This is a genomic window from Paenibacillus sp. 1-18 (assembly GCF_000520755.1).
Taxonomy (GTDB): Bacteria; Bacillota; Bacilli; order Paenibacillales; family Paenibacillaceae; genus Paenibacillus; species Paenibacillus brasilensis.
Genome location: NZ_ASSB01000241.1, coordinates 1 through 26269 on the forward strand (window position 1 = coordinate 1; position 26269 = coordinate 26269).

Here is a 26269-nt window from a genome sequence, read left to right on the forward strand (position 1 = left end):
TGGCAGGAGTCAAATATAACGAAAATGTGGACAGCGACGTGGCTCTCAAGGTCATTGCCGATCATGTTCGCACCGTAGCTTTTGCGATTGGTGACGGTGTGCTTCCTTCCAACGAAGGACGGGGCTACGTTATTCGGCGCTTGCTGCGCCGAGCTGTGCGTTATGGAAAAATGCTCGGTATGAACCGTCCATTTATGTTTGAACTGGTGGAAACGGTGGGAGATATCATGGGTGTATACTACCCTGAAGTCGTGGACAAGCGTGATTTTATCATCAAGGTGATCAAAACGGAAGAAGAACGCTTCCACGAAACACTGACAGACGGCTTGGCTATTTTGGCCGATATCAGCGCTCAGGCGAAGGCGGAAGGCCGCGATATGATTAGCGGAGCAGACGCATTCAAGCTGTACGATACGTATGGATTCCCATTTGACCTCACCGAGGATTATGCAGATGAGCAGGGCTTGAAGGTAGACCGTGAGGGCTTTGATGAAGCGATGCAGGAGCAACGGAAGCGTGCACGCGATGCCCATCAGGACAATGCCAGCATGAAGATTCAGGGCGGAGCGTTGTCCGACTTGGCGGTTAAAAGTGAATTTGTTGGATATAATGACCTCGTAACTGAGTCTAAAATTGTGGCGATTGTATATGAAGATGTTCTGGTGGACAGTGTTAGTGAAGGGCAGACTTGTCAGGTCGTGCTGGATGTGACTCCTTTCTATGCCGAAAGCGGCGGACAAGTCAGTGATCAGGGCTTGCTGCGTGGAGGTAAGGTAACAGCGAAGGTCGAAGGACTGTTCAAGGCACCGCAAGGCCAGCATGTGCATCAGGTTGTGGTAGAAGCCGGTGAACTGAACGTGGGCGATACGGTGAAAGCAGAAGTAGACCAAGCCTTGCGTGGAGAAATTGAGAAAAATCATACAGCTACCCATTTGCTTCACAAAGCGCTTAAAGAAGTGCTGGGTGACCATGTCAATCAGGCAGGTTCGTTGGTAGAGCCTGGGCGTCTGCGGTTTGACTTCTCCCACTTCGGAAGCATTACAGAGGAAGAGCTGGCGGATATTGAGTTGCGGGTAAACCGTGCAATTTGGAGCCAGCTTGATGTGAATATTGAACTGAAACCGATTGATGAAGCCAAGGCACTGGGAGCGATGGCGCTGTTTGGTGAAAAATACGGAGATATCGTACGTGTCGTTAAGGTAGGCGATTACAGCATCGAGCTGTGTGGTGGCTGTCATGTCAGCAACACCTCGCAAATTGGACTGTTCAAGCTTGTTAGCGAGAGCGGTATCGGATCAGGTGTGCGTCGTATTGAAGCAGTAACCGGGCGTTTCGGTTTTGAATATATGGAAGGTCAATTGGAGCTGTTGAAGGTGTCGGCCGGGCTGGTTAAATCCAAGCTGTCTGAGGTGCCGAAGCGCATCGAATCCTTGCAGCAGCAAATTAAAGACCTCAGTCGAGAAAATGAATCGCTGCAAAGCAAGTTGAGTGCTATTGAGGCAGGTCAACTGACGGATCAAGTTGTGCAAGCGGGTGGAGTACAACTGTTGGCTGCGCGTGTGCAGGCTTCCAGTATGGACGCCTTGCGTGCCATTGCCGATGAGCTGAAAGGGAAGCTTCCGGCTGCTGTGCTGGTGCTCGGCGCTGCTATGGACGACAAAGTCAATTTTGTCGTAGCTGTACCGTCAGAGCTTACCAAGGCAGGACTTCACGCAGGCAAGCTCGTGAAGGAAATTGCTGCCGTCTGCGGCGGCGGCGGCGGCGGACGTCCTGATATGGCACAAGCTGGGGGCAAGGATGCCAGCAAGCTGGATGAAGCGCTCCAACGCGCCCATGAACTGGTGGCGGTAGCTTCTCAAGGATAAAGTTCGATAATTTTTGCGGATTTTTGGAAAAAACCGGACTAAGACATTTCCTTGAAGGGCTTTGCTTATGGTATGATGTATAAGAATAAGCTGGCATAAACATGTACACATGTTTTGTGGAAGCGAGGTGTCAACAATGGATTCCATGGACAAAACGGTCAAATTTAATGTCAAGGCGGATGAGAAGGAAGCTTCTGCTCAGGAGATTTTGTTGACCGTATATGATGCTCTGGTAGAAAAGGAATACAATCCGATCAATCAGATTGTCGGGTATTTGCTATCAGGTGATCCGGCTTATGTGCCGCGGCATAATAATGCCAGAAGCCTGGTACGCAAAAAAGAACGCGATGAATTGATTGAAGAGTTGGTTCGTTTCTATCTGGCGAAGCATCGTTAGGAGACAGGCATGAAAGTAATGGGATTGGATTACGGGGACCGCCGAATCGGGGTCGCCGTAAGTGATGCCTTCGGCTGGACCGCCCAAGGATTGGAAGTCATAGAACGACGTGGTGACGACAGTGAGTTCGGTAAAATTGCAGATTTAATCCGTGAGCATGAAATCGGCGAGGTGGTTGTAGGCCTGCCGAAAAATATGAACGGAACCGTGGGTCCACGCGGTGAGATTTGCATTGAGTTTGCGAACCGACTCAAGGAGTTGCTGGGATTACCCGTTCACCTTTGGGATGAACGGCTGACGACGCGTTCGGCAGAGCGTACGCTTCTGGAAGCCGACGTCAGCCGAAAAAAACGCAAGCAGGTGGTAGATAAGCTAGCAGCAAGCCTGATCTTGCAAAACTATTTGGACGCACACAGTACAAGGTGAGGGGGATATCGTAATGGCTGAAAATCAAGTGGGTATGGAAGAAGAGCCGGAAATTATTTATATTGCCGATGACGAGGGCAACGAAGAAGAGTTCGAGGTCATTATGAAGTTTGAGGTAGACGGTTCCGAAGCGAAGTACATGATGGTTGCGCCAGTGGACCCTGAAGCTGATGAGTCCGATGTTTACGCCTTCCGTTATGAGGAAGAAGGCGATGATATTAAATTGTTTGTGATCCAAGACGATGCTGAATGGGAAATCGTCGAAGAGACCTTTAATACATTTGTAGAAGAAGAGGACGAGGAAGACGGGAAATGACGAACTATTCACGTGAAGACCTAAGCTGGACCTCTGATTTAAAAGAAGCGTTCGACGGCGATGTAGAGTTACAGGATGAACAGGGTCATGCGGTACGCATGGAGCTGGAAGCAGAGTTCAAGGTAGGTAATCAACGGTACGCCGTATTACGTCGACCTGGAGCTGCTGCAGGCGAACATGAGCTATATCATGTGAGCTCATCCGCAGACGGCGAAATTTCCATCACCACCATCGAAGATGATGATGAGTGGGAGGATATTTCCGAGCTGTACGATGAATGTACGCTGCCGGAGCTGTAAGCCTGGATAACGAGGAGATCAAACCTGAAAGGGCGGACCTGTCCGCCCTTTTTGGCTGTGAAGGAGTTGAGTGGATTGAAGCGAAGGACGAGGATGGTCACGCTGCTGTTGCTGCTTGTCATCATAGCAGGAGGAGCAGCTTTCTATATTTGGAATGCTATGCAGCCTGTTCAGCCGCAAGCGCAGCCTGTTCCATTTACGGTAGTGAAGGGAACAGGAACCTCAGCTATTGCAGATACGCTGGAGCAAAAGGGACTTATACGTAATGCGCTCGTATTTAAGGCATATCTAAAATTCAAACAGCAGGGAAGCGCATTTAAGGCCGGAAAATATGAAGCGCAGCCTGGTATAACCTTTGATCAGATAATAGCCAAGCTATCGGCAGGGGACGTTGTCAAAGAGGAAATGATTCGTTTTACCATACCGGAAGGTTTTACAATCAGACAGATGGCTGATAAGCTGCAAAAGGAAGGGCTGGCAGACCGGGAGCAATTTTTGCAGCTGGCCAACGATCCGTCTGCCTTTGACGTCTCGCTAGTGCGGGATATCCCGAAGCAGGCAGGGCTCCGCTATGCATTGGAAGGATATCTCTTCCCCGAAACCTATGAGCTGAAAAAAGGCAGCACAATCAAGGATATTGTTCAGGCGATGCTGGAGCAGACGCAAAAACGTCTAAATAACATACCTGATCTGGATGCCAAGCTGAAGCAGCGGGGCGAAACGCTGCATCAACTGCTGACCGTTGCTTCATTGGTGGAGCGCGAGGTGGTTGTGGATGAAGAACGGCCTATAGTGGCCGGAGTCATTTATAACCGACTTAAGCAGGACAAGAAGCTGGAAATTGACGCTACTGTTCAATATATGCTGGATAAGCAGAAGGAACGGCTGTATTATAAGGATTTGGCTATAAAAAGTCCTTATAATACGTATTTGCATCAAGGACTTCCGCCAGGACCGATTGCAAGTCCAAGCTTGAAATCAGTGGTGGCTGCTTTAGAGCCGAAAGCTACGGATTATTTATTTTATGTGACTAAAAAAGACGGAACACATAAACATTTGTTTGCCGCCACATATAAAGAACATTTGCACAACATTCAGGTTAGTAACCGAAAGACAAAATAGGAGGTGAGCCTATGGCTTACAAACCCGAGCTGCTGGTAACTGCCAGCTCTCTGGAGGATGCCCGCCATATGCTGGAGGCCGGAGCAAATGCATTGCTGATTGGAGATGACCGCTTTGGCATGAGGCTGCCTGGACATTTTACACCGGATCAAATCCGTGAGGTGGTAGAAGAAGCACGGAAGCATGCGGCCCAGGTATATGTATCCATGACTAACTTGATGACGAACGAGCTGTTGCCGCTTCTTCCCGAATATGTGCAGACAATCGCCGGATGCGGTATAGAGGCCATTGAGTTTAATGATCCGTCGGTACTCATGGCGGTGAAGGAGCATGCACCCCATCTGAAGCTGTTTTGGAACGGAGAAATGATTACCACTAACTTCGCAACCGCCAACTATTGGGGTGAGAAGGGAGCTTCGCGTGTTATTTTGGCCCGTGAGCTCAGTATGGACGAAATTATGGAAATGATCCCCCAGCTGAACATGGAGGCACAGGTTCAGGTACATGGCATGACTAATATTTATCATTCCAAGCGTAAGCTTGTACAAAGCTATATGCTGCATCAGGGACGCCCGGTAGAAGGCGATCTGGGCAAGGAGCGCGGCTTATTCCTGATTGAAGCCGAGCGGCAGGAAGAGAAGTTTCCTATCTATGAGGATATAAACGGGACGCATATTATGAGTTCGGATGATTTCTGCATCATGGAGGACCTGCATATTCTGATGGAGGCAGGCGTACACAGCTTTAAGATCGAAGGACTGTTAAAACCTACGGCTTACAATGCAGCAGTTGTTCGTGCCTATCGTAAAGCCATTGACACCTATACAGCTGATCCAAAAGCTTATGCGTATGATGAAAGCTGGCTGGATGAGGTTCGTCGCCTTCAAGACCCTGAACGCGAGCTATCCTTTGGATTTTTCTATAAAGAGCAGGTTTATTAATACTACATGAACACACAAGGGGGGAACGTCATGGGAACGTTGACCAAAACGAGAAAATATAATGGCAAGCGGAATCGTCTGGATAAGCCGGAGCTGCTCGCTCCTGCCGGAAATCTGGAAAAGCTGAAGTTTGCGGTTCACTATGGCGCGGATGCTGTATATATTGGTGGACAAAAATACGGTCTGCGTTCTAACGCCGACAATTTCAGTTTTGAGGAAATGCGGGAAGGTGTGGAATTCGCCAACAAGTACGGTGCCAAGGTGCTTGTGGCCACGAACATCTATGCCCACAATGAAGATATTGCCGGGATCGAGGAATATCTGCGCAATCTGTACGAGGTAGGAATTCATGCTGTTATCGTTGCTGATCCGGCCATTGTATCTGTAGCATTGCGTGCTGTTCCGGGCTTGGAAGTGCATTTGAGCACACAGCAATCCACACTGAACTGGCAAGCGGTAAAGTTCTGGAAGGATGAGGGACTACCACGCGTTGTCTTGGGACGTGAGACCAGTTTGGAGGAAATTGAGGAAATTAAAAAGCATGTAGATATCGAGATTGAAGCTTTTGTCCATGGTGCAATGTGTTCTTCATTCTCTGGTCGCTGTGTGCTATCCAATCACTTTACAGACCGGGATTCCAACCGTGGGGGATGCTGTCAGTCTTGTCGCTGGAAATACGACTTGTTCGAGGATGCCCGCCCGGGCGAGGTGTGGATATCTGAGGAAGAGGCACAGGACAGTAATGTGCTGAAACAATTCCAGCTTGGTGTTAACCAGCTTCCGCTGTTTGAAGAAGGAGATAATGCTTTTTCTATGGGTTCCAAGGACCTGTGCATGATTGAAAATATTCCCGATCTGATTGATGTCGGTGTAGACAGCTTTAAAGTGGAGGGACGTATGAAGTCCATTCATTATGTGGCTACGGTCGTGAATGTCTATCGTCAAGCGATTGATTCCTATATGGCTGATCCTGAAAATTATGTGCTCAAACCAGAATGGATTGAAGAAATCAACAAGGCCGCCAATCGTCCGCTGAATACAGGCTTTTTCTACGACACACCGGATCATGAGGATCATATTTATGAGCCGGAAGAGAAGGCAGTGCCTTATGATTTTGCCGGACTGGTCATGGATTATGATCCTGCGAGTGGCATCGCAACGATTCAGCAACGGAATCATTTTAAGCCAGGTCATGAAATTGAATTTTTCGGTCCGAACGGAACATTCTTTAAACAAAAGGTTGGAACAATCTGGGATGAGGAAGGCAATGAGCTGGATGCTGCCCGTCACCCGCTTCAACGGATTAAAATGAAGGTAGATCAGCCTGTATCGTATTTCGACATGATGCGTAAAAAGAAGTGAATAGGCCTTAAGTCTCGGGTTAAAAGATCCAAAAAGTCTCTCCTATCGGTTGGAGAGGCTTTTTTTTGAATACTTTTCTAGGAAAAAAGTTCCACAAAATTTAGTCATTCCTCAAAGGAAAGCTACATTTCGTGTCGAATAGTTCCGATAGATGTTATATAGATAATAGATACATAACGGATGACGTGGAACAGGAAACTAATCATATGGTGGTAGGTGAGATGGATGGGTTTTCGGAAAAAAGAGGGGAATACAACAAAAAGGCTAGCAAAGAAAACAGATCTTATGAAAGGATCGAAGGACAGCAAGGCAACAACGGATAACAGTGCACAAACGGCAAGAGTTTCCTCGAAGGTTCTCCCCTGGGTTGCTAAAGCCACCCGTAAGAGTACATCTAATTTAAAGCGGTTACTTAAGCCAGAAATGTACAGTAAGGATTTCATGCATTTGGTCAAAAACTATAATCCGATCCGTTCCGTTGGAATGAAATTGTTCCTGATCTTCTTTGCGGCAATTATGTTATTTGTGGTCAGCTTGGGGATGCTCTCATACTATAAGGCTAAAAGTACAATTGAGCAAAATGCGGCCACAGCTTATCAGCAAACCGTTCAGCAAACTTCGGAAAAGCTGGATATTATTTTAGAACGTTTTCAAGACACCTCGACACAGGTATTTTTTGATACTGAACTAAGTGATCAGCTGCAAAAGGCAGCAAAGCAAGAAAAAAACTCTTTTGAATCTTTTGTCGCTATGGGTGAAGTCAACAAGAAGCTTACGAATCTTGCTTTTACGAATAAAGCGATTGATTCATTGTACTTATACCCGGAAGAAACAAGTTTAGCGGCAATGGGCACAGGCACACAAAAGGATGTTCGGCAGGAAGCATGGTTTAAGGATATTTTGAAAAACAAGGGAATTATTTGGCTACCTACGCAGGTGAATGACAATGGAAGCAAGACCTTCCGTCTGGCACGCTCCATGAACAGTATGTCCGGTCTGGGAGGGACTTACGTTCTGGTTATGGATTTAAAGTCCAGTGTGGTGGAGGACGAGCTGAAAAGTGTTAATTTGGGCTCAGGCAGTATGATAAGCCTTGTGACAGACAAGGGTGAATTTGTAGGCTCTAACATGGATAGCTTGGCAGGAGGAAAGAAAAAGCTGGATTACGTTTCCAAGCTAGAAGGAATCGAAGGAAATCAAATTATGGAGCAGGAAGCAAATGGGAAAGAACAAAATGTGCTTACCGTTCATAATACGCTGGGAACCTCCAAGTGGATTCTCGTGGGTGTAATATCTGTATCTGAACTGGTTAAAGACGCGAGGGGGATTTTAACAACAACCTGGATATTTGCTGCGGTGGCTGCACTCATTGCATTGTTCATTGGCCTGTGGATCGTACGCCTCGTGGCGCGCCCGTTGACCCATTTGAAAGATTTAATGATCGAAGGAGCCAAAGGTAATTTGCAGATCCGAACGAATTATAAGGCTCAGGATGAAATTGGCCAGTTGTCGGTCAGCTTTGACATGATGATGGAGCAAATCACATTGCTGGTAGAGCAGACGAATGCATCGGCTCAGGAGGTTCTGAATACAGCAACGGAATTGAGTGATGCCTCGAAGAAGACGGCAATTTCAGCCAAGGAAATTGCAGCCGCAACTGAGGAAATTGCACATGGCTCCACCAGTTTGGCAACAGAGGCTGAACGTGGCAGCGGATTAACCGGAAATATATCTCAGCAAATGGATATGGTGATGGCTTCTAATCATGAAATGAGCTTGGCCGCGCAGGAGGTTGAACAATCCAGTGAAAAAGGGACGGTTCAGCTGAAAAACCTGTTGAACAAGACGCAGGTTACAGAAGAAACTACGCATGCTCTGGTAGGCAAGGTAGATGAGTTGAAAAAGACAACTTCCGATGTCTTTCGGGTGCTGGATGTATTACAGGATATTGCTAAACAAACAAATATTCTGTCACTGAACGCGACGATTGAAGCGGCACGGGCAGGAACCGCCGGACGTGGCTTTATGGTGGTGGCGAATGAGGTTCGGCAGCTGGCCGAGCAATCACGTCAAGCCATTCATACGGCCTCAGGAATTATTAACAACATCGTCAATGAGATGAATGAAACGGTTCAGGCGTTATCAGAGGTGTATCCACTGTTTCGTGAGCAGATGGGAGCCGTACAGGTGACGACGGACATTTTCCAATCGGTACAGCAGCAAATGGGAGAGTTCGAGCTTCGACTGGGAACCGTCACCTCATCCATTCAGGAATTGAGTGAATCGCAGACAACTTTATCTGAGGCGATGACCAATGTAAGCGCTGTAGCCGGGCAATCCTCGGCCACTTCACAGGAAGTCGCTTCTCTCAGTAATGAGCAGGCAAATATCGGTAATCAACTGGTAGGCTTGTCTGATAAGCTGGAAGGTGTATCCGTGAAACTGAAGGAACAGCTTTCACGGTTTACAGTGTAAATGTAATAAAAAATGGTAGTTGCTAATTTTTTATAGTTAACGACAGAAAACCCATTCCCGTGTTTAAAAGCGGAATGGGTTTTCTTTTTTAGCTACAGGACATACTACTGGAAAAAGATGAAAGAAGGATGCGTGTGCCGAGGCGTGGCAACAGCTTCATGCGAAAACGTCGAATTGCATATATGGCCTTGGGGATCATGGCGCTGCTGCTCATTTTACTACTCCGACTGGCTTGGATTCAGGGAACGGCAGGAATACATATGTCTGCTTACGGGGGACATTCGCTGAAGGAAATGTCTGTACGTCAGCGTCAGGAGGGAATTGCTATCGACTCTGGACGTGGACAGTTTACAGATCGAAATGGGCTACCATTGACAGGGGATGTAGTCTGGGTGTCGGTGCTTTTTCCCGATGTTGACGGCAAAGCGGCTCTCCATGGCGAAGAGCTCGCCAGGCTGCTGCAGACGAATAAGAAGCAACTGCTGACACGATGGAAAGGTCTGCAATCACCGCTAATATGGCGCGATGGGCGCGGAGAGCCCGTACAAATCAGGCCGAATGAAGCAGGTAAGCTGCTGAAGCTAGCTCCTTCACTCATCGAGCTTGTACCTTATGCGAAGCGCTATGCTGATCTGCCTAATGGCAGGCAATGGCTTGGCTTTCTGTATGAGCGTGCCGACCGAGCGCGTGAACTGCCGATCGGGGCAGCCGGGCTGGAAAGAACGCTGGAGCCGCTGCTGAGCGGCGTCGGTGAAACGTTCGTCTCCCGGTTGGTGGATGCGCAGCGTCGTCCGCTGGCTCATGTACCGCTGCGGGTCAGTGCTCCATCCAATGATCACTATCCGCTACAGGTGCAGACCACAATTGATCTTTCATTACAGGAGCAGCTTGAAAAGCTGACGGCCACCTATCATCTGGCAGAAGGTGCGGTGGTTGTACTTGATGCGGGCAATGCGGATGTGCTGGCGATGGTGTCTCGTCCTTTTTATAATCCCGTTCGTGTCAATCCGCAGCAGACGACAGACTGGTCGAATCGCGCGCTCAAGGCGGTAACCCCCGGTTCCATTTTTAAACTGGTTACGGCTGCGGCCGCACTTGAATCAGGTGTTGTCCAACCGAAGGAGCAGTTTCATTGCCATGGAACCTATGGCAAGTACGGTTTGACTTGCTGGAAAAAAGAAGGACACGGCACCCTGAACCTGGAGGGGGGGCTTGCCGTATCCTGTAATATCGTGTTCGCTCATCTTGGCGAACGGCTTAAACCTGAGAAGATTCAGGCTGCGGCCTCTGCCCTGGGGTTGAGTCGAACAGTGGGCTGGCAGGAGCGAAATCTTGCAGGGCTACCGCAATTCATACCGCTGGACCACGAGGAAAAGGGAGCCGTATTCGGCTCCTCCTATACCCATGCCGCAGATCCGGGCGTACGTGTACAGACGGCTATTGGTCAGCGCGACGTGCTGGTCACGCCTCTCCAAGCCGCCAATCTCATCGTCACCTTGCTGCACGATGGACAGGTCCATGCTCCACGCCTTGTGAATCGCATCAGCTACGCAGATGGAGGCACCATGCTGGAGCTGCCTGCTCACGCTTCACCTGCTCCCCAGGGAAGCCACCCCATTCATGCCTCCACGGCTCGCGCGCTCCGCGAGGCAATGGAAGAAGTCGTGGCCCGCGGCACAGGTACATCCTTGCGTGATAAAATATGGCATTTGGCTGGAAAATCGGGTACAGCTCAAGCCTTAAAGAATGGTCGTCCTGTAAATCACCAATGGTTTATCGGTTACGGTCCGGTAGAGCGACCTCGTTATGCCGTTGCCGTTCTGGTACAAAATGCTTCAAAGCATTCTGCCAATCAGGCTACTGTCCTGTTCGGGCAGGTGATGGATCTGCTAGCTCAATTCTCCTCAGCTCCACGAGCAGTTCCACGGTCTTCCTCCTGAATTTTAACAATAAACGGAGGCTCATCGAATTCTTCTGTCGGAAACCGAATCCATTGTTGCAGATAGCCTTGCTGCCACAATTCCTTGAGCAAAATAATCAGGATCGGAGACAAAATTAAACCGGCCAATCCGAAGATGGATAACGATATAATAGCAAAGGAAAGCATCAGATAGGCAGATGAGACACCGATGGAATTTCCAGTGATTTTAGGCTCCGCCAGTTGGCGTACGATGACCGCGACAGCCATGACAATAAGCAGCCCACTAGCCAATCCAGTATTACCCGTGATGAACAGATACGCTGCCCATGGAATAAAAATAGCAGGCACACCCAGCAAGGGCAGAATATCAAACAAAGCCGCCACAAGCGCCAAGGATAGGGCATTATCCACTTGTAAAATGAGTAAACCTATAAATACAAGAATAAAGGTAACCCCTACCAGCAGGGCTTGAGCCTTCAGAAAGGCGGAGATCGCTTTAAGCACGTGGTTTTTTAGAAAAAGGTAAGCCGTTTTAAGTGTTTTGGGAGTTTTGCTACGGGCAATTCCTTTCCAAAGATTAATTTCCATGCTTAAAAAAAATGCTAAAATAATGGCAACGGCAAAATTACCCATAAAAACAGTGAAGGAACTGAGAAATTGTATGAAAAAGGATAACCCGAGCTGTGCCCATTTGGTCGCAATCGTGGTCGCAGTTGCAAAATATTCATTCACACGTTCCGTAACACCCGGAGGTAAAGCAGCAATTTTATCTTGAGAAAGATGAAGATATCGCGTGAATTCCGTTTGGATAATCTGGGTATAATGTGGGAGGTTTTGCGCGACTTTCGTAAATTGCGTAACCAGTATCAAACCCAATCCGAAAAAAATAGCGAGTAAAACAATGATGAACAGCAATACGGAAAGCGCGGAGGCGAAAGGCTTCTTCATCCCTTTACGATGGAAATAACGGGCTGCAGGTTCAATGCACCAGAACACGACGAACGAAAGAAATACCGGTGCCGCCAGCTGATACAGCTTGCTGGATACGAACATAATTAAATACACGGTTAATACAATCAGACCGATATCAAAAACGGTACGCCAATATTTTTTGTATAATGGAAGCATATGTATACAACGACTCCTTTAAGATTTTTACTTATTGTACACTAAATTGGACTTCATTGCTGATCAGGCAATAGCAAATGTCCGCATGCTTACGCTTTATGATAATATATAAGTAAGTTTTCCTCAGAGAGCCGGCTTGGGAGTTCAGAATAGAAAAGTGGGGATAAAAGGTGCAGATTTTGCTGTTATGGATGTTTTACATTTCAACTTTTTATGCTTTTATTCCGGCGCTAGTCAGTCGTATTTTTGGGTTCAGAGTGTTTCGGCGTGGCAAAAGCGAGCAAGAATTTGCGCTTACCTTTGATGATGGTCCTGATCCGGTATATACCCCGCAGTTGCTAGATTTGTTGAAGCGTTTTGATGCCAAGGCCACTTTTTTTGTCGTCGGCATAAATGCGGAAAAGCATCCCGAGCTTCTAAAACGCATGCATGATGAAGGTCATTTGATCGGTATTCATAATTACGTTCACAAATCGAATTGGCTTATGCGGCCAGTTACTGTCAGAAGGCAGATTGCTCAAACGGAGGCAATCATTCGCCGGGTAACGGGAAAGGGAACGACCTTCTACCGTCCGCCATGGGGAATTGTAAATTTCTTTGATATTTCCAAGATGAATGGTCGTCGAATTGTATTATGGTCCTCCATGTTCGGGGATTGGAAGGCGAGGCTTGGAGCGAAGCAGTTAGCGGAGCGAATGCTCAAAAAGCTGAGGGGTGGCGAGGTGATGCTACTCCATGACTGTGGTACCACATTGGGGGCAGATGAAGAAGCCCCGCAGAATATGCTAATTGCATTGGAGAAGCTGCTGATGGTCGCTCAAGAAAGACAATTACGCAGCGTACGGGTGGATACATTGTTTTGTCAGCCTGTCCACGTTTCAGCTACTGGTGAGATAACCGGTACGGACTGGTTCAAAAGTGTGCTGGTATTCGGATGGCTGCTCTATGAGCGGATATTCCACACTTTATTCCGGCTTCGTCCCGTAAGCAAGGAGGATACGATTTTTTATTATCGTCGCCGTACCTATCATGGACCGAATGTAAACATGGAGAACGGTAGGTGGCTAAAAAAGGGAGACCCGATAGTAGAGCTTCATTTTGATAATAAAATGTTGTTTCATTTAGGCTCGTCGGCAAAGTCCATAGTACATTTGGCTATTCAATTAATCCGAATGGTGAAGCAACAGCTTCCTGATCTTGCCCATCAGCTTGGACATGATTCTGGAATGAAGGGTGTAAAGGCCCTCTATGCAGTAAGTATGATTAACCGTGGACCGGAGAAGCTGGGATTCCAAATTCAAGAGCTACCCAAAGGACTGTTCAAGAAAGCGTCCACCTTATATTTAAAGCTGTTATTTAGTATCATCCATCCTTCGGGTCCAGAGAAATTGAGCGAAAAAAAAGAGGTGATGGTACCGAAACTGATCGTAATGCCAATTGATACTTTGTTTGACCGTTTCCACCAAGGGGGCTCATATCAGACAGATCCAACTCCTGATTCAACCAATCAACCGGACGTTGCACATATGCTTCATAGTGAAGTCCATGAAGAGGTTAGCTCCATTCAGACAACAGTTAGAGCTTCACAGCTAGCGGACACAAGATCAAAGCAGTTAACCTAATACAAAAAAGCCTCCTCCCCCTTGTTATCAAGGGAGGAGGAGGCTTTTTAACTGTTCATAAAACATATCTTAGCCAAGCATTAGATTTTCATAATTCCGCCGTTACTTGCGTTCGTTACCAGCTTGGAATAACGTGCCAGGTAGCCAGTCTTCACCTTCGGCTCGAAGCCTTTCCAGTTGGCGCGGCGACGTTCAAATTCTTTGTCTGTAATTTGAAGCTCAATCTTCCGATTGTTCAGATCCAGCTCAATAATATCGCCGTCCTCAACAAAAGCGATAGGGCCGCCCTCTGCGGCTTCAGGGGAAATGTGGCCGATGGAAATACCACGGGATGCACCTGAGAAGCGTCCGTCTGTAATCAGACCAACCTTGGCACCGAGCCCCATACCCACGATTTGCGAAGTTGGAGCAAGCATTTCAGGCATACCCGGTCCGCCCTTAGGACCTTCATAACGGATAACAACAACATGTCCTTCCTTGATTTTGCCGTTGGCGATGCCAGCCAGTGCATCTTCCTGTGAATCAAAGCAGATGGCAGGACCTTTGTGATAACCGCCAACAGAAGGATCAACAGCACCGACCTTAATAATGGAGCCTTGTGGTGCCAGATTGCCGAATAATACAGCCAGACCACCGCGTTCGGAATAAGGGTTGTCCAGCTTGTGGATGACATTCGTGTCCAAAATTTCCTGACCCTCTACGTTTTCACGAATGGTTTTTCCGGTTACTGTAATACAGTCACCATGCAATGCGCCTGGTTTCTTCAACAGTTCATTCAGCACCGCGCTTACGCCGCCTGCATTATGAACATCCTCAATGTGATAGTCGGAAGCAGGTGCCAATTTGGACAAATGAGGTACGCGGTTTGCGACTTCATTAATGCGTTCAATAGGATAATCCACTTCAGCTTCATGAGCCAATGCCAACGTATGCAATACCGTATTGGTGGAACCGCCCATTGCCATATCCAATGCGAATGCATTATCAATGGCCTCTTTAGTCACGATATCACGCGGTTTCAGATCCAGCTTGATCAATTCCATCAATTGACGTGCAGACTGTTTAACGAATTCTTTACGTTCTTCTGCTACCGCGAGGATGGTACCGTTACCTGGCATAGCCAGACCCATCGCTTCAGCGAGACAGTTCATGGAATTCGCTGTGAACATTCCTGAACACGAGCCACATGTCGGACAGCCGTATTGTTCCAATTCAAGCAAGCTTTGGTCATCAATTTTACCCGCCTGGAATGCACCAACGCCCTCGAAGACGGAGGTCAGGGAAATAGAGCGGCCGTTCTTGTCTTTACCAGCTTTCATAGGACCGCCGCTGACGAAAATAGTCGGGATATTGACGCGCAATGCACCCATCATCATACCGGGGGTAATTTTATCGCAGTTAGGAATGCAGACCATGCCGTCAAACCAGTGGGCGGAAACGACCGTTTCCAGAGAATCGGCGATAATTTCACGGCTTGGCAGAGAATAACGCATACCAATATGCCCCATGGCAATACCGTCATCTACACCGATGGTGTTAAATTCGAAAGGTACACCGCCTGCCTCACGAATAGCCTGCTTGACAATTTTGCCAAATTCCTGCAAATGAACGTGACCCGGTACAATGTCAATATACGAGTTGCATACCGCAATAAACGGCTTGTCAAAATCTTCTTCCTTAACGCCCGCTGCGCGCAGCAAGCTGCGGTGAGGAGCGCGGTCAAAGCCTTTTTTAATCATATCGGAACGCATTTTCGTCTTAGCTGTCATGATGCTGGTTTCCCCCCAAAGTTTAAAATGATATAGCGTTCAATAGACGCCGTTAATAGCGCAGATGTTTTCTAAAGAGTCTATCATAGATGTGAGCTTTTTTCTACATATATAAGATTTCGAAAAATGATAAAAAATGACGGCAAAAAAGCCCACACCGCAATAAAGCGGGTGGACTCAAGCTCATTTCTATGATTAAGGGAGGGTACAATGGGACACTACAACTTAGTTTTTGCCGCCTTTGCGACCAATGTCTCTGTAAAAATTCTTGTCATGCGACTCAGCTGTAGCATCGCCGCCCTTTTTGCCGATTTCTTGATAAAATTCTTTGTCATGAGAGTTTGCGGTTGCTTCCCCGCCTTTTCTACCAATCTCCTGATAAAAATCCTTGTCGTGCTTCTTGGAAGTCGCCTCTCCACCCATGCGACCTGCTTCTTCACGGCTCATTTTCCCTTGATTTTGATTACGTGCCATTACAAATCACTCCTTATAAAAAGTTATTTTTTGTTGCGCGCATCCTTTACTTACCACATTGAGCCTCTATGAAACAGGCTTTATGCGGAGCAAAAAAGGTCATGAGTCCATTGACTTTTCGTCTATAAGTGAGTTGTCGCGTGTTTATGCCTGACATGAAGGGAGCTAAAAAATTATGCAGATCGTCTAAAAGGATAAAGGGCCGGTTTAAGCATCCAATCTACTTGTGGCTCAACAAGAGGCCTCGTTGCAGTCCGAACCCAGGGCATGGTTAACAAACAGCACAGACCTGCTGCACACACTACGATTAAAATAATCTCTACCGGTGTATCTATATATTCGTAGACTCCCTTCGCAACAACGGTACGGACAATCAGACCATGGAGCAAGAAGACGTATAATGTCCGCCGACCCATCTCGGTGATACGCCCTGTGATTGCTGGAACTAAGCCTAGAAACGCCATAGAGGCTATGAATTGAACGCCATACATGCCGATGCGGTAAATCCCTGCGTACCATTCGGTGTGTCCCAGCTCACCATAAGTCATGCTGCCATACAGCCAGCCTGCCGGGATGCCGAAATACGACGTCCCTGCCATCAGCATGAGCAAAACGGATACAGCACCCGTGATGATTCGAACTGGAACTGTAAAGAAGCGCCGAACGTCTGCATAGTTCAAATGATATCCTGCTATAAAGTAAGGTAAATAAACAAAGGTTCTGCATACGCTCAGCCATATACCTTCTACAGGGAGATATCCGACAAGGATACCCAGTAGTACGGATATGCCCAATTGCAAGACAGGCGGCACTCCCTGCAAAGCGAGCATCAACAGTCTCCAACAGATATGGCTGGCGAGGAACCAGAGCAGCAGGTAAGGTGTGAAAAAAGAATGATGGATACGCGGAACGTGAAAGAGTGCAGCATCCAATACAGAATAGAGCGATTGGAAAATAAGATATTGCATACCAATCTGTAGAAGAACTTTACGGCCTGCCGGCCCGGCTAGGGAGGACTTGGAAAAATAGCCTGTAACAAGCACAAACAACGGCATATGGAACATAAATATCCAGCTGAACCATTGCTGTGCGATATGAAATGAACTGGCCAGCGGCTCCAATGCATTCCCTGCAAATACGCATATGATCAACATAAATCGCAAATTGAGAAAGAAGCTTTCACCCTGTACATCATGGCTTGTCGTCATGTGTTTCCCTCCGAACGGCATCCAGCCGTGTAAACTATTTAAAAAATAATTCTTTACAAGGAACAAGGTACGATACTCTGGACCTCACCATTGTGATTTAATTCACAATAGTAAGCGCTATCATGTCCTTATTGTGTGGCGAAAGCTTGAACAGCGGATAATGATAGGCTAATACTTGGAAATGTTTGCTGATTTGACCCTGTATGTACAACGATGTTACCCTAACAAGGCTATAGTTACGCTGTTTAATACAGCTGCACTTTTTATATTCAAATGACGAAACATGAGGCAGGCAAGGTGAAAGGAACATTCAAAAATGAGAAGAAGAACAAGAAGCTCATACAGTTCATATGGGACACGCGGTCCTCGGAAAATATGGAGAATCCTCCTGGGCATCCTGATTGTCATTGTGCTGATCGCAGGTTGGGGAGCATGGAAGGTGTTTACCCCTTATCAGCCTGATGAGACGGCAGTAGCTGCATTAGCAGAAGCAGCTGATGCTGTGAAGGTAAATGAACAAGAGCACTGGATAGGATTTGAGCCCGCCAAAAGAAGCGGCGCCGGAGTCATTTTGTACCCGGGGGCGCTGGTGAAACCCGAAAGTTACGCACCTTTGGCACGGCGTCTGGCGGAAAAGGGCCATCATGTGATCATTGCAAAAATGCCGTTGAATTTGCCACTGGCTTCCCCCGATTTGGCGGGTGAGGTGCTTAAAGCTTATCCGAAAGAAGCATTTGTCATTGGAGGCCATTCGTTGGGTGGTGTGATGGCAGCCCGCTATGCTACCGCACATGCCGACCAGATCAAGGGTGTATTTTTCCTCGCTTCCTACCCGGATAGCAAAGGGAATTTAAAGGATAAGAATTTGCCCGTTATTTCTCTACTGGGAAGTGATGACGGAGTGATCAATATGGAACAGGTTCAGAATGGCAGAGCCTATTTACCAGCCAATACATTGTATTTTACAGTGGAGGGGGGCAATCACGCCCAGTTCGGAAGCTACGGAGCTCAAAAAGGGGATAATGCGGCAACCATTAGTGCCGTGGAGCAATGGAATCAGACGGTATCGGCTTTACAGGACTGGATGAAAGAGAGTGTGGATGGGGCTCCTAAAAACCAGTAAAGGAGGCATACTGCATGTCTGAGCTGATCGTACAGGGAAAGCGGTATCCGTGCCGTGGCATTTTATTGGATAAGGATGGTACGTTGCTGGATTTTATTCAGTTGTGGGGCCCTTGGGCTCGTTCTATACTGGATATGATGGAACAGCACCTTGCCTTGGCAGGTACCAGTTTTACAGTGGAAAAGGGTAGGGTTCTAGGGACCCTTCATGATCAGGAGGGGCGCGTGATCGGCTATGATCCTTCCGGTCCGCTGGCTATGGGAACGGTGGATGAAAGTACGGGCGTGCTCGCCTGGCAGCTGTATACTGCCGGTGTACCGTGGAATGAAGCCGTGCGGCTTGTCCGCGATTTTAATAAAATAACGATGGCTGATATTCGAAGACACCGGGCAGCAAAAGTGTTTCCGGGGTTGCGGATGTTGCTGGAGCAAAGCCGCCGCGTCGGAATAAAGCTGGCAGTTGTGACCTCTGACAGTACAGAGGCCGCACAGGAGCATTTGGAATGGATGGGGCTGACATCCTGTTTTGACGAGGTCCTTGGGCACGATAGAGTTACATACGGCAAGCCTGACCCGGAAATGGCTGAAAAAGCCTGTGCTTTACTGGGACTGTCACCATCGGATGTGGTTGTCATCGGAGACAGCAACGGGGACATGCAGATGGGCAAGCGTGCCGGGGTGCGGTTGGCCATAGGATTTGCACCAGTGCCGGAACGTTCGGGTCATTTGCTGGATGCGGATATGATTATCCACGCGTATGAAGAACTGGAGGTGCGTGAAACATGGACAAAGTAAAAATGTTGGCTGAATGGATACAGGACGCGCAAAATATTGTTTTCTTTGGCGGAGCAGGGACATCGACGGAAAGCGGTATTCCGGATTTTCGTTCAGCGGCTGGCTTATATCAGAGTGAGGAAAAGCTGCCTTATTCCCCGGAGGTTATGCTTAGCCGTTCTTTTTTTGTAAAGCATCCTGAAGTGTTCTTCGACTTCTATCGCAGCAAAATGCTGCATCCCGATGCGGAGCCGAATGGCTGTCATCGTTTCCTTGCGTCATTGGAACACCATGGACGACTTAAAGCGGTTGTAACACAAAATATTGATGGATTGCATCAGGCCGCGGGCAGTGTAAATGTACTGGAACTTCACGGCTCGGTGCATCGCAATCATTGCATGAAATGCGGGCGCTTTTACAGTCTGAATGAAGTAATGAGCAGCTCTGAGATTGTCCCCAAATGTCCGGTAGACGGGGGAATTATTAAACCGGATGTTGTTTTATATGAGGAGGAGCTGAATCAGGATACCCTCATTCGGTCCGTTCAGGCCATTTCGCAGGCCGATCTGCTGTTAATTGGGGGAACGTCGTTGACCGTGCATCCTGCGGCAGGTCTGATTACTTATTTCCGCGGTAAGCATACGGTTCTCCTTAATACCGATCCCACCTCGTATGATCACAAGGCGGATATCCTTATCACTGAGCCGATTGGAAAGGTTATGGGACAACTCGCTGAACAATTAGGGTTGTAATCGTTTTCTTGTCAACGGTCGGATAAAAGCGCTATAGCATGGTTGTACCGGACATGACCGTACTGGACATAAGAATGTTTCGAGAGAGGCAGGGATAGCATGGTTTATTTGGCTGACGATCATCGTTATGAAAGCATGAAATATAATCGCACAGGGAGATCAGGTCTTAAACTGCCCGCCATTTCGTTGGGCTTGTGGCATAATTTTGGCGGGATTAACAACGCGGAGAATGGTCGCAGTATGATTACCCGATCCTTTGATTTGGGAATTACGCATTTTGACCTGGCCAATAACTACGGCCCTCCTGCGGGATCAGCAGAGGAATTTTTCGGACAAGTGTTAGCTAGTGATCTGAAGCCCTATCGTGATGAGATGGTCATTTCGACTAAAGCAGGCTACTATATGTGGCCGGGACCTTATGGGGATTGGGGCTCGCGCAAGTATCTGATTTCCAGTCTGGATCAGAGCCTGAAGCGGATGGGACTGGACTATGTCGACATCTTTTACTCTACCGCTTTGATCCTGATACACCGTTGGAAGAAACGATGCAGGCGCTGGATCATATCGTACGTTCCGGTAAAGCACTGTATGTGGGTGTGTCTAATTACAGCGCAGAGCAAACGGCAGAAGCCGCCCGTATTTTGAAGGAGCTGGGGACACCGCTTTTGATTCATCAGCCGAAATATTCTCTGCTCGACCGCTGGATTGAAAACGGATTACAGGACGTACTGGACGAAAACGGGATAGGCAGCATTGCCTTTTGCCCACTGGCTCAGGGATTGCTAACCAATAAATATTTGAACGGAATTCCTGAGGATTCACGTGCGGCGAGTACGTCTGTCTTCTTGAATGAGAACCATGTGACGCCTGAAACACTTCGCAAGGTACGTGCGCTCAACCAAATAGCAGCTGCGCGCGGACAAAGTTTGGCTCAGTTCTCGTTGGCCTGGGCTCTGCGTGGTGAACGTCTGACCTCTGTCCTGATTGGGGCCAGCCGTGCCAGCCAAATTGAAGAAAATGTCGCCGCCTTGTCCAATCTGGACTTTTCTCAGGAGGAACTGGATCGGGTTGATTCCATTCTGCATGCCGGAAACACTCAGGATGGCGGCACAGCCTAAGGGCAAAAGGTATTCTGGAGTCAACGACCTAATTTCACATTCTCTTATACGATATATACTTAACAGCCCGCATCCGCTTGAAGGATGCGGGCTGTTTGTTATGGCAGGGAGTTAGGGAAACCACTGCTTGTCCTGCCTTCTCTGTAAAAGAAGCTCAATCGTCCGTCAGAAAGCAGCGAGTCAGTGCAGCCTGCAAAGCCTACTTTACGACTGTGGAAATTGCTTAACCTTGTTTCGATACTCGGTGGGTGACTGACCGCAGAAGCGCTTGAATTGACGTGAAAAATATAAAGCATCGGTTAATCCAACCGAGGCGGCTACCTGTTCCACGGACAGCTCGGGACGCTCACGTAGCAGCTGACGTGATTTGTCGATTCGCAGCTTGAGCAGATAGGTAACGGGCGATACGCCCGTCTCCTTCTTGAATATCCGTGACAAGTATGCACGATTATACCCAAGTCCTTCAGACATTTGTTCAATGGAAACGGGGTGTGCATACTGGGTGGACATGTACTGAACCATCTGCTTGACTGTGCGGCGAATTTGCGAATCCGCTCCCGACGGGTCAGACCAGTCACTCAGATGATTGCCTGCTTCTCCCATGATCAGATACAAATAGCCAAGTGCTGAAAGATGAGAGCTTGATTTTCTGCTGTAGAAGGACAATTGCATTTGCTCCAGATAACCGGGAATGGGATTGTGATCGGAGGCGTGAAAGACAGGCTGATGAACACGCAATCCTGCTTCCTGCACCACCTGCTCGGTAAGGTAGCCGGTAAAGGCAGACCAACGATAACGCCACGGTTCTTCTTCGTCTGAGGTGTAGCTCACAAGCTGACCGGGATGAATAAGAAAAAAATCGTTTTTTTCAAGCTGGTATGTGTGCTTTTCCGTTCGGAAAATACCTTTTCCCGATTCTACGAAATGGAGCAGATAGTAATCGTAGAGCTTCGGCCCTACGGCATGACCGGATTTGGTTTGACTCTCCCCGGCAAAGAGCACATGCAGCGGGCTGTTTTCGTAAAGCACCGGATTAGAGGCGACAGAGTAACTATATGAATGCGCTTGCAAAATAGGGTCATCCTTCCTGCATTTGTGAATAGTTTAGCGAATGCGGTATACTTACATTGTACATGTCCAAGTCACATTTATCCATAGTTTCAACACATGGATGCATTACATTGTGTGGCGCTTTCATTTATACTGAATTCATAATAGATGTCAACCTGATTAAGATTGCACAGGGAAGTCAGGGTACCTTACTAACGTGAATGAGGTGGATGCGGATATGAACTCTGCTGAATTAAAGAAACGTTTTATTGAAAAATATGGTGAAAGCAGTCATGAACTGCGGATATTTCACGCACCCGGGCGGGTCAATCTGATTGGAGAGCATATTGATTATAACGGTGGCTACGTACTTCCGGCTGCGCTGGAATTCGGAACAACCCTGATCCTTCGTTCCCGTAATGATGATGAAATTCATTTTGCTTCGACAAACCTTTCGTATGAAATATCTATTCCACGCGGAGAGATAGGCAAAAGTAAAACCGATGAGTGGGTGGATTATCCGGTCGGTGTACTGGTGGAGCTGGCTGAAAAGGAAGTTTATCCGTCTAGTGGATACGACCTGCTCTATCATGGAGAAATACCGAACGGTGCCGGATTATCCTCCTCTGCCTCCATTGAGGTGGTAACGGGATACGCGTTCCTCACGCTCGAAAAACAGGAGACAAATACGGTCGAAATCGCTTTGTTGTCGCAGCGGGCAGAAAACAATTACGTTGGTGTCAACTGCGGTATTATGGACCAGTTCGCTGTCGCGAATGGAGCGGCTGATCATGCCATTCTGCTGATGTGCGATACGCTGGAGTACCGTAAGGTGCCATTTCGTACCGGTGCCTATAAGCTCGTGATCGGCAACACGAACAAGCGCCGCGGGCTGGTGGATTCAGCTTATAATGAGCGCCGCAGTCAATGTGCTGAAGCGCTGTCCGTTTTGCAGCAGCAGGAGCCGACATTGGAATACCTCGCTCAGCTGGATGAAGCCTGCTTTGGTGAGCTACAGCATCACATAGCGGATGAAACAGTGCGCCGCCGGGCACAGCATGTGGTAGAGGAAAACGCTCGTGTGCTGGCCTCTGTCGATGCGCTTGCGGGCAATGATCTCGCAGCTTTTGGGCAGCTCATGAACGCTTCACATGATTCATTGCGCGATTTGTATGAGGTCAGCTGTACGGAGCTGGATGTCATGGTCGAGGAAGCACGACGAATTTCCGGTACGCTGGGTGCGCGTATGACGGGAGCTGGCTTTGGAGGCTGTACAGTTTCATTGGTTCATGAAGATGATGTGGAACGTTTTGTGAAGGAAGTTGGCGAAGCTTATCAGACCCGGACAGGGCTGGAAGCCAGCTTTTATGTATGTAAGGCGGGAGACGGAGTTAAAGAACTGAAGGAGGACGAATAACATGGCGATTTTAGTCACAGGCGGAGCGGGATATATTGGTTCACATACGGTAGCAGAGCTGTTGGATCGAGGAGAAGAAGTAGTTGTTCTGGACAATTTGCAGACCGGACACAAGGCAGCAATGCTTGGGGGCAAGTTGTATGAAGGAGATTTGAGAGATAAAGAGCTGCTGTCCAGACTTTTTTCCGAAAATAGCATCGACGCGGTTATCCATTTTGCAGCCAACTCGCTGGTTGGGGAAAGTATGCAAAATCCTGGTAAATATTATGACAACAACGTGTTTGGCACGTTGAGCCTGCTGGAGGCTATGAAGGATGCCGGCGTGCGCCGAATCGTGTTTTCCTCCACGGCGGCAACCTATGGCGAACCGGAAAAGGTGCCGATTGAAGAGGGTGACCGTACAGAGCCAACGAACGTGTATGGTGAAACGAAGCTCATGATGGAGCGCATGATGTCATGGTTTGATAAAGTATTGGGCATTAAATATGTGTCCTTGAGGTATTTTAATGCGGCTGGCGCACATGAGAGCGGTAAGATCGGTGAAGATCATCGCCCGGAAAGCCATCTAATCCCATTGGTACTGCAAACAGCCCTGAAACAGCGTTCACACATTGCTGTGTTTGGTGAGGATTATGCGACACCGGACGGAACGTGTGTCCGTGATTATATTCATGTTAGCGATCTGGCAGATGCTCATGCCCGCGCAGTCAACTACTTGCGCGAAGGCAATGAGAGTAATGTGTTCAATCTGGGCAATGGACAGGGCTTCTCAGTGAAGGAAGTTATTGAGACGGCACGCAAGGTCACTGGACTTGACATTCCGGTGGTTACGGAACCGCGCCGTGCAGGTGATCCTGCGGTATTGGTTGCGTCTTCTGACAAGGCTCGTTCCGTGCTTGGCTGGAGTCCAACACGAACCAAGCTGGAGGACATTATTAGCGGAGCATGGAGCTGGCATCAGTCGCATCCTCAGGGCTACGGCGACGAATAGACAGGAGACGATGACATATGAGTGAAAGTCAATTCGCAGCTAAGAGCCAAAATGAGGAGCATAACCGACACCTGGCTCATGACATCAATGAAACGGCACAGCAAGCCGCTTTATATGCGGTGGAGCAATTGGTTGCATTTGCACAAAATCGGGGCTTGATCAGTGCACAAGATGTAGATTACAGCCGCAATTTGCTGCTGGAGCAATTCGGATTCTCGGAGCCTTATTCAGGCGGGGAGGCTGGGGGTATTCCTGCCCCCGAAGTTCTCCAGCCTGTGCTCAATGTATTGATTGACTATGGCGTTGCCACTGGACTTATCCCTGAAAACACAGATACGTATCGTGATTTGCTGGACTCCAAAATCATGGGCTTGCTGATGGCGAGACCTTCTGAGGTCGTTCGTGACTTTCATCAAACGGAGGCTGAACATGGCATAGGGGCGGCGACAGATGCTTTTTATCAGCTATGTATCGACTCGAATTACATTCGAATGGATCGAGTTTCCAACAATGTGTACTGGAATCAGCCTACAGCTTACGGGGATATGGAAATTACGATTAACCTGTCCAAGCCGGAAAAAAGTCCAAAGGAAATTGCGATGGCGAAGCTGCTTCCACCGCCTGTGTATCCCAAATGTCAGTTATGCCGTGAAAACGTCGGATATGCAGGAAGGGTAAATCATCCGTCACGTCAAAATTTGCGCATCATTCCGTTGGAATTAAATGGGGAGCCGTGGTTTTTCCAATATTCTCCTTATGTGTATTACAACGAGCATTGCATCGTGTTCCATCATGATCATGTGCCGATGAAGCTGACGAAGGATACGCTGCGGCGGTTACTGGCCTTTATGAAAGCGTTTCCGCACTATTTTATCGGCTCCAATGCGGATCTGCCGATTGTCGGCGGATCAATCTTGACCCATGATCATTTTCAAGGCGGGCGTCATACCTTCCCGATTGAAAAAGCAGATGTGGACGGTGTGTACCATAATAAAGCCTTTCCGCAGGTTACGGCAGGCATCGTGAACTGGCCTATGTCGGTCATCCGCTTTACGTCAACGGATGCCGAGGCGTTGTTGGAGGCAGGAAACGCTGCTTTTGAAGCCTGGAAATCCTACAATGATCCTGCAGTCGACATCCTCTCTCATACAGAGCAGGAGGGGGAAACGATTCCACATAACACAGTAACGCCGATCGTGCGCCGGGATTCCGAAGGAAGATTCCAGATGGATCTGGTGCTGCGTAACAACCGAACAAGTGATGAATACCCGGAAGGTATTTTTCATCCTCATCGCGAGATGCATCACATCAAAAAGGAAAATATCGGTCTGATCGAAGTTATGGGGCTTGCCATATTACCGGGGCGGCTTAAAGAAGAGCTGGATGGAATTGCAGATATTTTGTGTGGAAACGATGAGCTGGCTGCTGCCATGCAGGAGGAAGGACATCCACTGTTTAAACATGCAGACTGGATCTATCAGTTGAACACCCGGTTTGGTCGCTTGTCTGACAAGGAGACGGTTGTCCGCACCGTGCAAAATGAAGTTGGGCTGAAATTCAGCGAAATTCTGGAGCATGCAGGAGTATACAAACGGAATCCGTCCGGTCAGCAGGCCTTTGGTCGTTTTATGCAACAATTGGGATATACCCTCGGAGAATAAAATCAATTGCACGACGCATAATACTTTATGAGAACCCTCCCAAGATATGTCATGGAACC

General features: G+C 48.1%; 22 protein-coding genes and 1 pseudogene. 18 read left to right on the forward strand and 5 right to left on the reverse strand.

The features are described 5' to 3' along the window. From alaS to L693_RS0114985, 10 genes are all read left to right on the forward strand, one after another. The coding region (gene alaS, locus L693_RS0114940; protein WP_025717938.1) for an alanine--tRNA ligase at nt 1-1865 on the forward strand (1865 nt) is incomplete at its 5' end. Between the two features lie 136 nt (nt 1866-2001). Beyond that, on the forward strand, nt 2002-2262 hold the full coding sequence (locus L693_RS0114945; protein WP_007431624.1) for an IreB family regulatory phosphoprotein: 261 nt from the start codon (nt 2002-2004) through the stop codon (nt 2260-2262). A 9-nt stretch (nt 2263-2271) separates the two neighbouring features. Then, nucleotides 2272-2688 carry a Holliday junction resolvase RuvX gene (ruvX, locus tag L693_RS0114950; RefSeq protein ID WP_025717939.1) on the forward strand — a complete coding sequence of 139 codons (417 nt, stop codon included), beginning with the start codon at nt 2272-2274 and terminating at the stop codon, nt 2686-2688. A 13-nt stretch (nt 2689-2701) separates the two neighbouring features. Continuing rightward, a complete protein-coding gene (locus L693_RS0114955) occupies nt 2702-3004 on the forward strand; it encodes a DUF1292 domain-containing protein (protein WP_025682191.1) in 303 nt (100 codons plus the stop codon). After that, entirely contained in the window at nt 3001-3303 is a 303-nt protein-coding gene (locus L693_RS0114960; RefSeq protein WP_025717940.1) for a DUF1292 domain-containing protein, read from the forward strand. The genes L693_RS0114955 and L693_RS0114960 overlap by 4 nt, the downstream gene beginning before the upstream one ends. Before the next feature lie 93 nt (nt 3304-3396). After that, nucleotides 3397-4425, forward strand: a complete 1029-nt coding sequence (gene mltG / locus L693_RS0114965; protein WP_049825173.1) for an endolytic transglycosylase MltG — start codon at nt 3397-3399, stop codon at nt 4423-4425. An 11-nt stretch (nt 4426-4436) separates the two neighbouring features. Continuing rightward, nucleotides 4437-5366 (forward strand): peptidase U32 family protein, encoded by a 930-nt coding sequence (locus L693_RS0114970; protein ID WP_025717942.1) that lies wholly within the window; start codon nt 4437-4439, stop codon nt 5364-5366. Between the two features lie 30 nt (nt 5367-5396). After that, nucleotides 5397-6728 carry a peptidase U32 family protein gene (locus tag L693_RS0114975; protein ID WP_025717943.1) on the forward strand — a complete coding sequence of 444 codons (1332 nt, stop codon included), beginning with the start codon at nt 5397-5399 and terminating at the stop codon, nt 6726-6728. A 225-nt stretch (nt 6729-6953) separates the two neighbouring features. Beyond that, a complete protein-coding gene (locus tag L693_RS0114980) occupies nt 6954-9203 on the forward strand; it encodes a methyl-accepting chemotaxis protein (protein ID WP_025717944.1) in 2250 nt (749 codons plus the stop codon). A 128-nt stretch (nt 9204-9331) separates the two neighbouring features. Beyond that, the gene (locus tag L693_RS0114985; protein ID WP_197029951.1) at nt 9332-11143 is read left to right on the forward strand and encodes a peptidoglycan D,D-transpeptidase FtsI family protein; all 1812 of its coding nucleotides are present in this window, start codon (nt 9332-9334) and stop codon (nt 11141-11143) included. Here L693_RS0114985 and L693_RS0114990 read toward each other — a convergent pair. Next, on the reverse strand, nt 11098-12252 hold the full coding sequence (locus L693_RS0114990) for an AI-2E family transporter (RefSeq protein WP_025717946.1): 1155 nt from the start codon (nt 12250-12252) through the stop codon (nt 11098-11100). The genes L693_RS0114985 and L693_RS0114990 overlap by 46 nt on opposite strands. 170 nt (nt 12253-12422) lie before the next feature. Between L693_RS0114990 and L693_RS0114995 the strand changes: the two genes are divergently transcribed. Then, nucleotides 12423-13874, forward strand: coding sequence for a polysaccharide deacetylase family protein (locus tag L693_RS0114995; protein WP_025717947.1), 1452 nt, complete (start codon nt 12423-12425; stop codon nt 13872-13874). An 80-nt stretch (nt 13875-13954) separates the two neighbouring features. On the opposite strand, the gene ilvD is transcribed toward L693_RS0114995, so the two are convergent. The 3 genes from ilvD to L693_RS0115010 form a co-directional block, all read right to left on the reverse strand. After that, on the reverse strand, nt 13955-15643 hold the full coding sequence (gene ilvD / locus L693_RS0115000) for a dihydroxy-acid dehydratase (protein WP_025717948.1): 1689 nt from the start codon (nt 15641-15643) through the stop codon (nt 13955-13957). 225 nt (nt 15644-15868) lie between these two features. Continuing rightward, nucleotides 15869-16117 carry a KGG domain-containing protein gene (locus tag L693_RS0115005; RefSeq protein WP_025717949.1) on the reverse strand — a complete coding sequence of 83 codons (249 nt, stop codon included), beginning with the start codon at nt 16115-16117 and terminating at the stop codon, nt 15869-15871. Nucleotides 16118-16290: 173 nt separating this feature from the next. Next, nucleotides 16291-17325 carry an acyltransferase family protein gene (locus L693_RS0115010; RefSeq protein WP_025717950.1) on the reverse strand — a complete coding sequence of 345 codons (1035 nt, stop codon included), beginning with the start codon at nt 17323-17325 and terminating at the stop codon, nt 16291-16293. A 316-nt stretch (nt 17326-17641) separates the two neighbouring features. On the opposite strand from L693_RS0115010, the gene L693_RS0115015 reads away from it, so the two are divergent. From L693_RS0115015 to mgrA, 4 genes and pseudogenes are all read left to right on the forward strand, one after another. Beyond that, nucleotides 17642-18448, forward strand: a complete 807-nt coding sequence (locus L693_RS0115015; RefSeq protein ID WP_025717951.1) for an alpha/beta fold hydrolase — start codon at nt 17642-17644, stop codon at nt 18446-18448. 14 nt (nt 18449-18462) lie between these two features. Next, a complete protein-coding gene (locus L693_RS0115020; protein ID WP_025717952.1) occupies nt 18463-19242 on the forward strand; it encodes an HAD family hydrolase in 780 nt (259 codons plus the stop codon). Further along, complete coding sequence (locus L693_RS0115025) at nt 19230-19973, forward strand: NAD-dependent protein deacylase (RefSeq protein ID WP_025717953.1); 744 nt, start codon at nt 19230-19232, stop codon at nt 19971-19973. The genes L693_RS0115020 and L693_RS0115025 overlap by 13 nt, the downstream gene beginning before the upstream one ends. A 99-nt stretch (nt 19974-20072) precedes the next feature. Next, nucleotides 20073-21091 (forward strand): annotated as a pseudogene (mgrA, locus tag L693_RS0115030) (L-glyceraldehyde 3-phosphate reductase). Nucleotides 21092-21295: 204 nt separating this feature from the next. Here the strand turns inward: mgrA and L693_RS0115035 are convergent. Next, nucleotides 21296-22162 carry an AraC family transcriptional regulator gene (locus tag L693_RS0115035; protein ID WP_025717954.1) on the reverse strand — a complete coding sequence of 289 codons (867 nt, stop codon included), beginning with the start codon at nt 22160-22162 and terminating at the stop codon, nt 21296-21298. A 217-nt stretch (nt 22163-22379) separates the two neighbouring features. Between L693_RS0115035 and L693_RS0115040 the strand changes: the two genes are divergently transcribed. The 3 genes from L693_RS0115040 to L693_RS0115050 are packed head-to-tail and all read left to right on the forward strand — an operon-like array spanning nt 22380 to nt 26210. Then, the gene (locus L693_RS0115040) at nt 22380-23558 is read left to right on the forward strand and encodes a galactokinase (protein WP_025717955.1); all 1179 of its coding nucleotides are present in this window, start codon (nt 22380-22382) and stop codon (nt 23556-23558) included. 1 nt (nt 23559) lies between these two features. Beyond that, nucleotides 23560-24549 (forward strand): UDP-glucose 4-epimerase GalE, encoded by a 990-nt coding sequence (galE, locus tag L693_RS0115045; RefSeq protein ID WP_025717956.1) that lies wholly within the window; start codon nt 23560-23562, stop codon nt 24547-24549. A 17-nt stretch (nt 24550-24566) separates the two neighbouring features. Then, nucleotides 24567-26210: a UDP-glucose--hexose-1-phosphate uridylyltransferase gene (locus L693_RS0115050; RefSeq protein ID WP_025717957.1), complete on the forward strand. Its 1644-nt coding sequence runs from the start codon at nt 24567-24569 to the stop codon at nt 26208-26210. The last annotated feature ends 59 nt before the right edge of the window (nt 26211-26269 follow it).

Excerpts from the sequence above, each read along its gene's own strand:
- L693_RS0115020 (WP_025717952.1), top strand. The coding sequence starts at position 18,463 with ATGTCTGAGCTGATCGTACAGGGAAAGCGGTATCCGTGCCGTGGCATT.
- mltG (WP_049825173.1), top strand. The coding sequence starts at position 3,397 with ATGGTCACGCTGCTGTTGCTGCTTGTCATCATAGCAGGAGGAGCAGCT.
- L693_RS0115015 (WP_025717951.1), top strand. The coding sequence starts at position 17,642 with ATGAGAAGAAGAACAAGAAGCTCATACAGTTCATATGGGACACGCGGT.
- L693_RS0114975 (WP_025717943.1), top strand. The coding sequence starts at position 5,397 with ATGGGAACGTTGACCAAAACGAGAAAATATAATGGCAAGCGGAATCGT.
- L693_RS0114980 (WP_025717944.1), top strand. The coding sequence starts at position 6,954 with ATGGGTTTTCGGAAAAAAGAGGGGAATACAACAAAAAGGCTAGCAAAG.
- L693_RS0115005 (WP_025717949.1), bottom strand. The coding sequence starts at position 16,117 with ATGGCACGTAATCAAAATCAAGGGAAAATGAGCCGTGAAGAAGCAGGT.
- L693_RS0114945 (WP_007431624.1), top strand. The coding sequence starts at position 2,002 with ATGGATTCCATGGACAAAACGGTCAAATTTAATGTCAAGGCGGATGAG.
- L693_RS0114970 (WP_025717942.1), top strand. The coding sequence starts at position 4,437 with ATGGCTTACAAACCCGAGCTGCTGGTAACTGCCAGCTCTCTGGAGGAT.
- L693_RS0115050 (WP_025717957.1), top strand. The coding sequence starts at position 24,567 with ATGAGTGAAAGTCAATTCGCAGCTAAGAGCCAAAATGAGGAGCATAAC.
- L693_RS0115025 (WP_025717953.1), top strand. The coding sequence starts at position 19,230 with ATGGACAAAGTAAAAATGTTGGCTGAATGGATACAGGACGCGCAAAAT.
- galE (WP_025717956.1), top strand. The coding sequence starts at position 23,560 with ATGGCGATTTTAGTCACAGGCGGAGCGGGATATATTGGTTCACATACG.
- L693_RS0115040 (WP_025717955.1), top strand. The coding sequence starts at position 22,380 with ATGAACTCTGCTGAATTAAAGAAACGTTTTATTGAAAAATATGGTGAA.
- L693_RS0114990 (WP_025717946.1), bottom strand. The coding sequence starts at position 12,252 with ATGCTTCCATTATACAAAAAATATTGGCGTACCGTTTTTGATATCGGT.
- ilvD (WP_025717948.1), bottom strand. The coding sequence starts at position 15,643 with ATGACAGCTAAGACGAAAATGCGTTCCGATATGATTAAAAAAGGCTTT.
- L693_RS0114960 (WP_025717940.1), top strand. The coding sequence starts at position 3,001 with ATGACGAACTATTCACGTGAAGACCTAAGCTGGACCTCTGATTTAAAA.
- L693_RS0114985 (WP_197029951.1), top strand. The coding sequence starts at position 9,332 with ATGCGTGTGCCGAGGCGTGGCAACAGCTTCATGCGAAAACGTCGAATT.
- ruvX (WP_025717939.1), top strand. The coding sequence starts at position 2,272 with ATGAAAGTAATGGGATTGGATTACGGGGACCGCCGAATCGGGGTCGCC.
- L693_RS0114955 (WP_025682191.1), top strand. The coding sequence starts at position 2,702 with ATGGCTGAAAATCAAGTGGGTATGGAAGAAGAGCCGGAAATTATTTAT.
- L693_RS0115010 (WP_025717950.1), bottom strand. The coding sequence starts at position 17,325 with ATGACGACAAGCCATGATGTACAGGGTGAAAGCTTCTTTCTCAATTTG.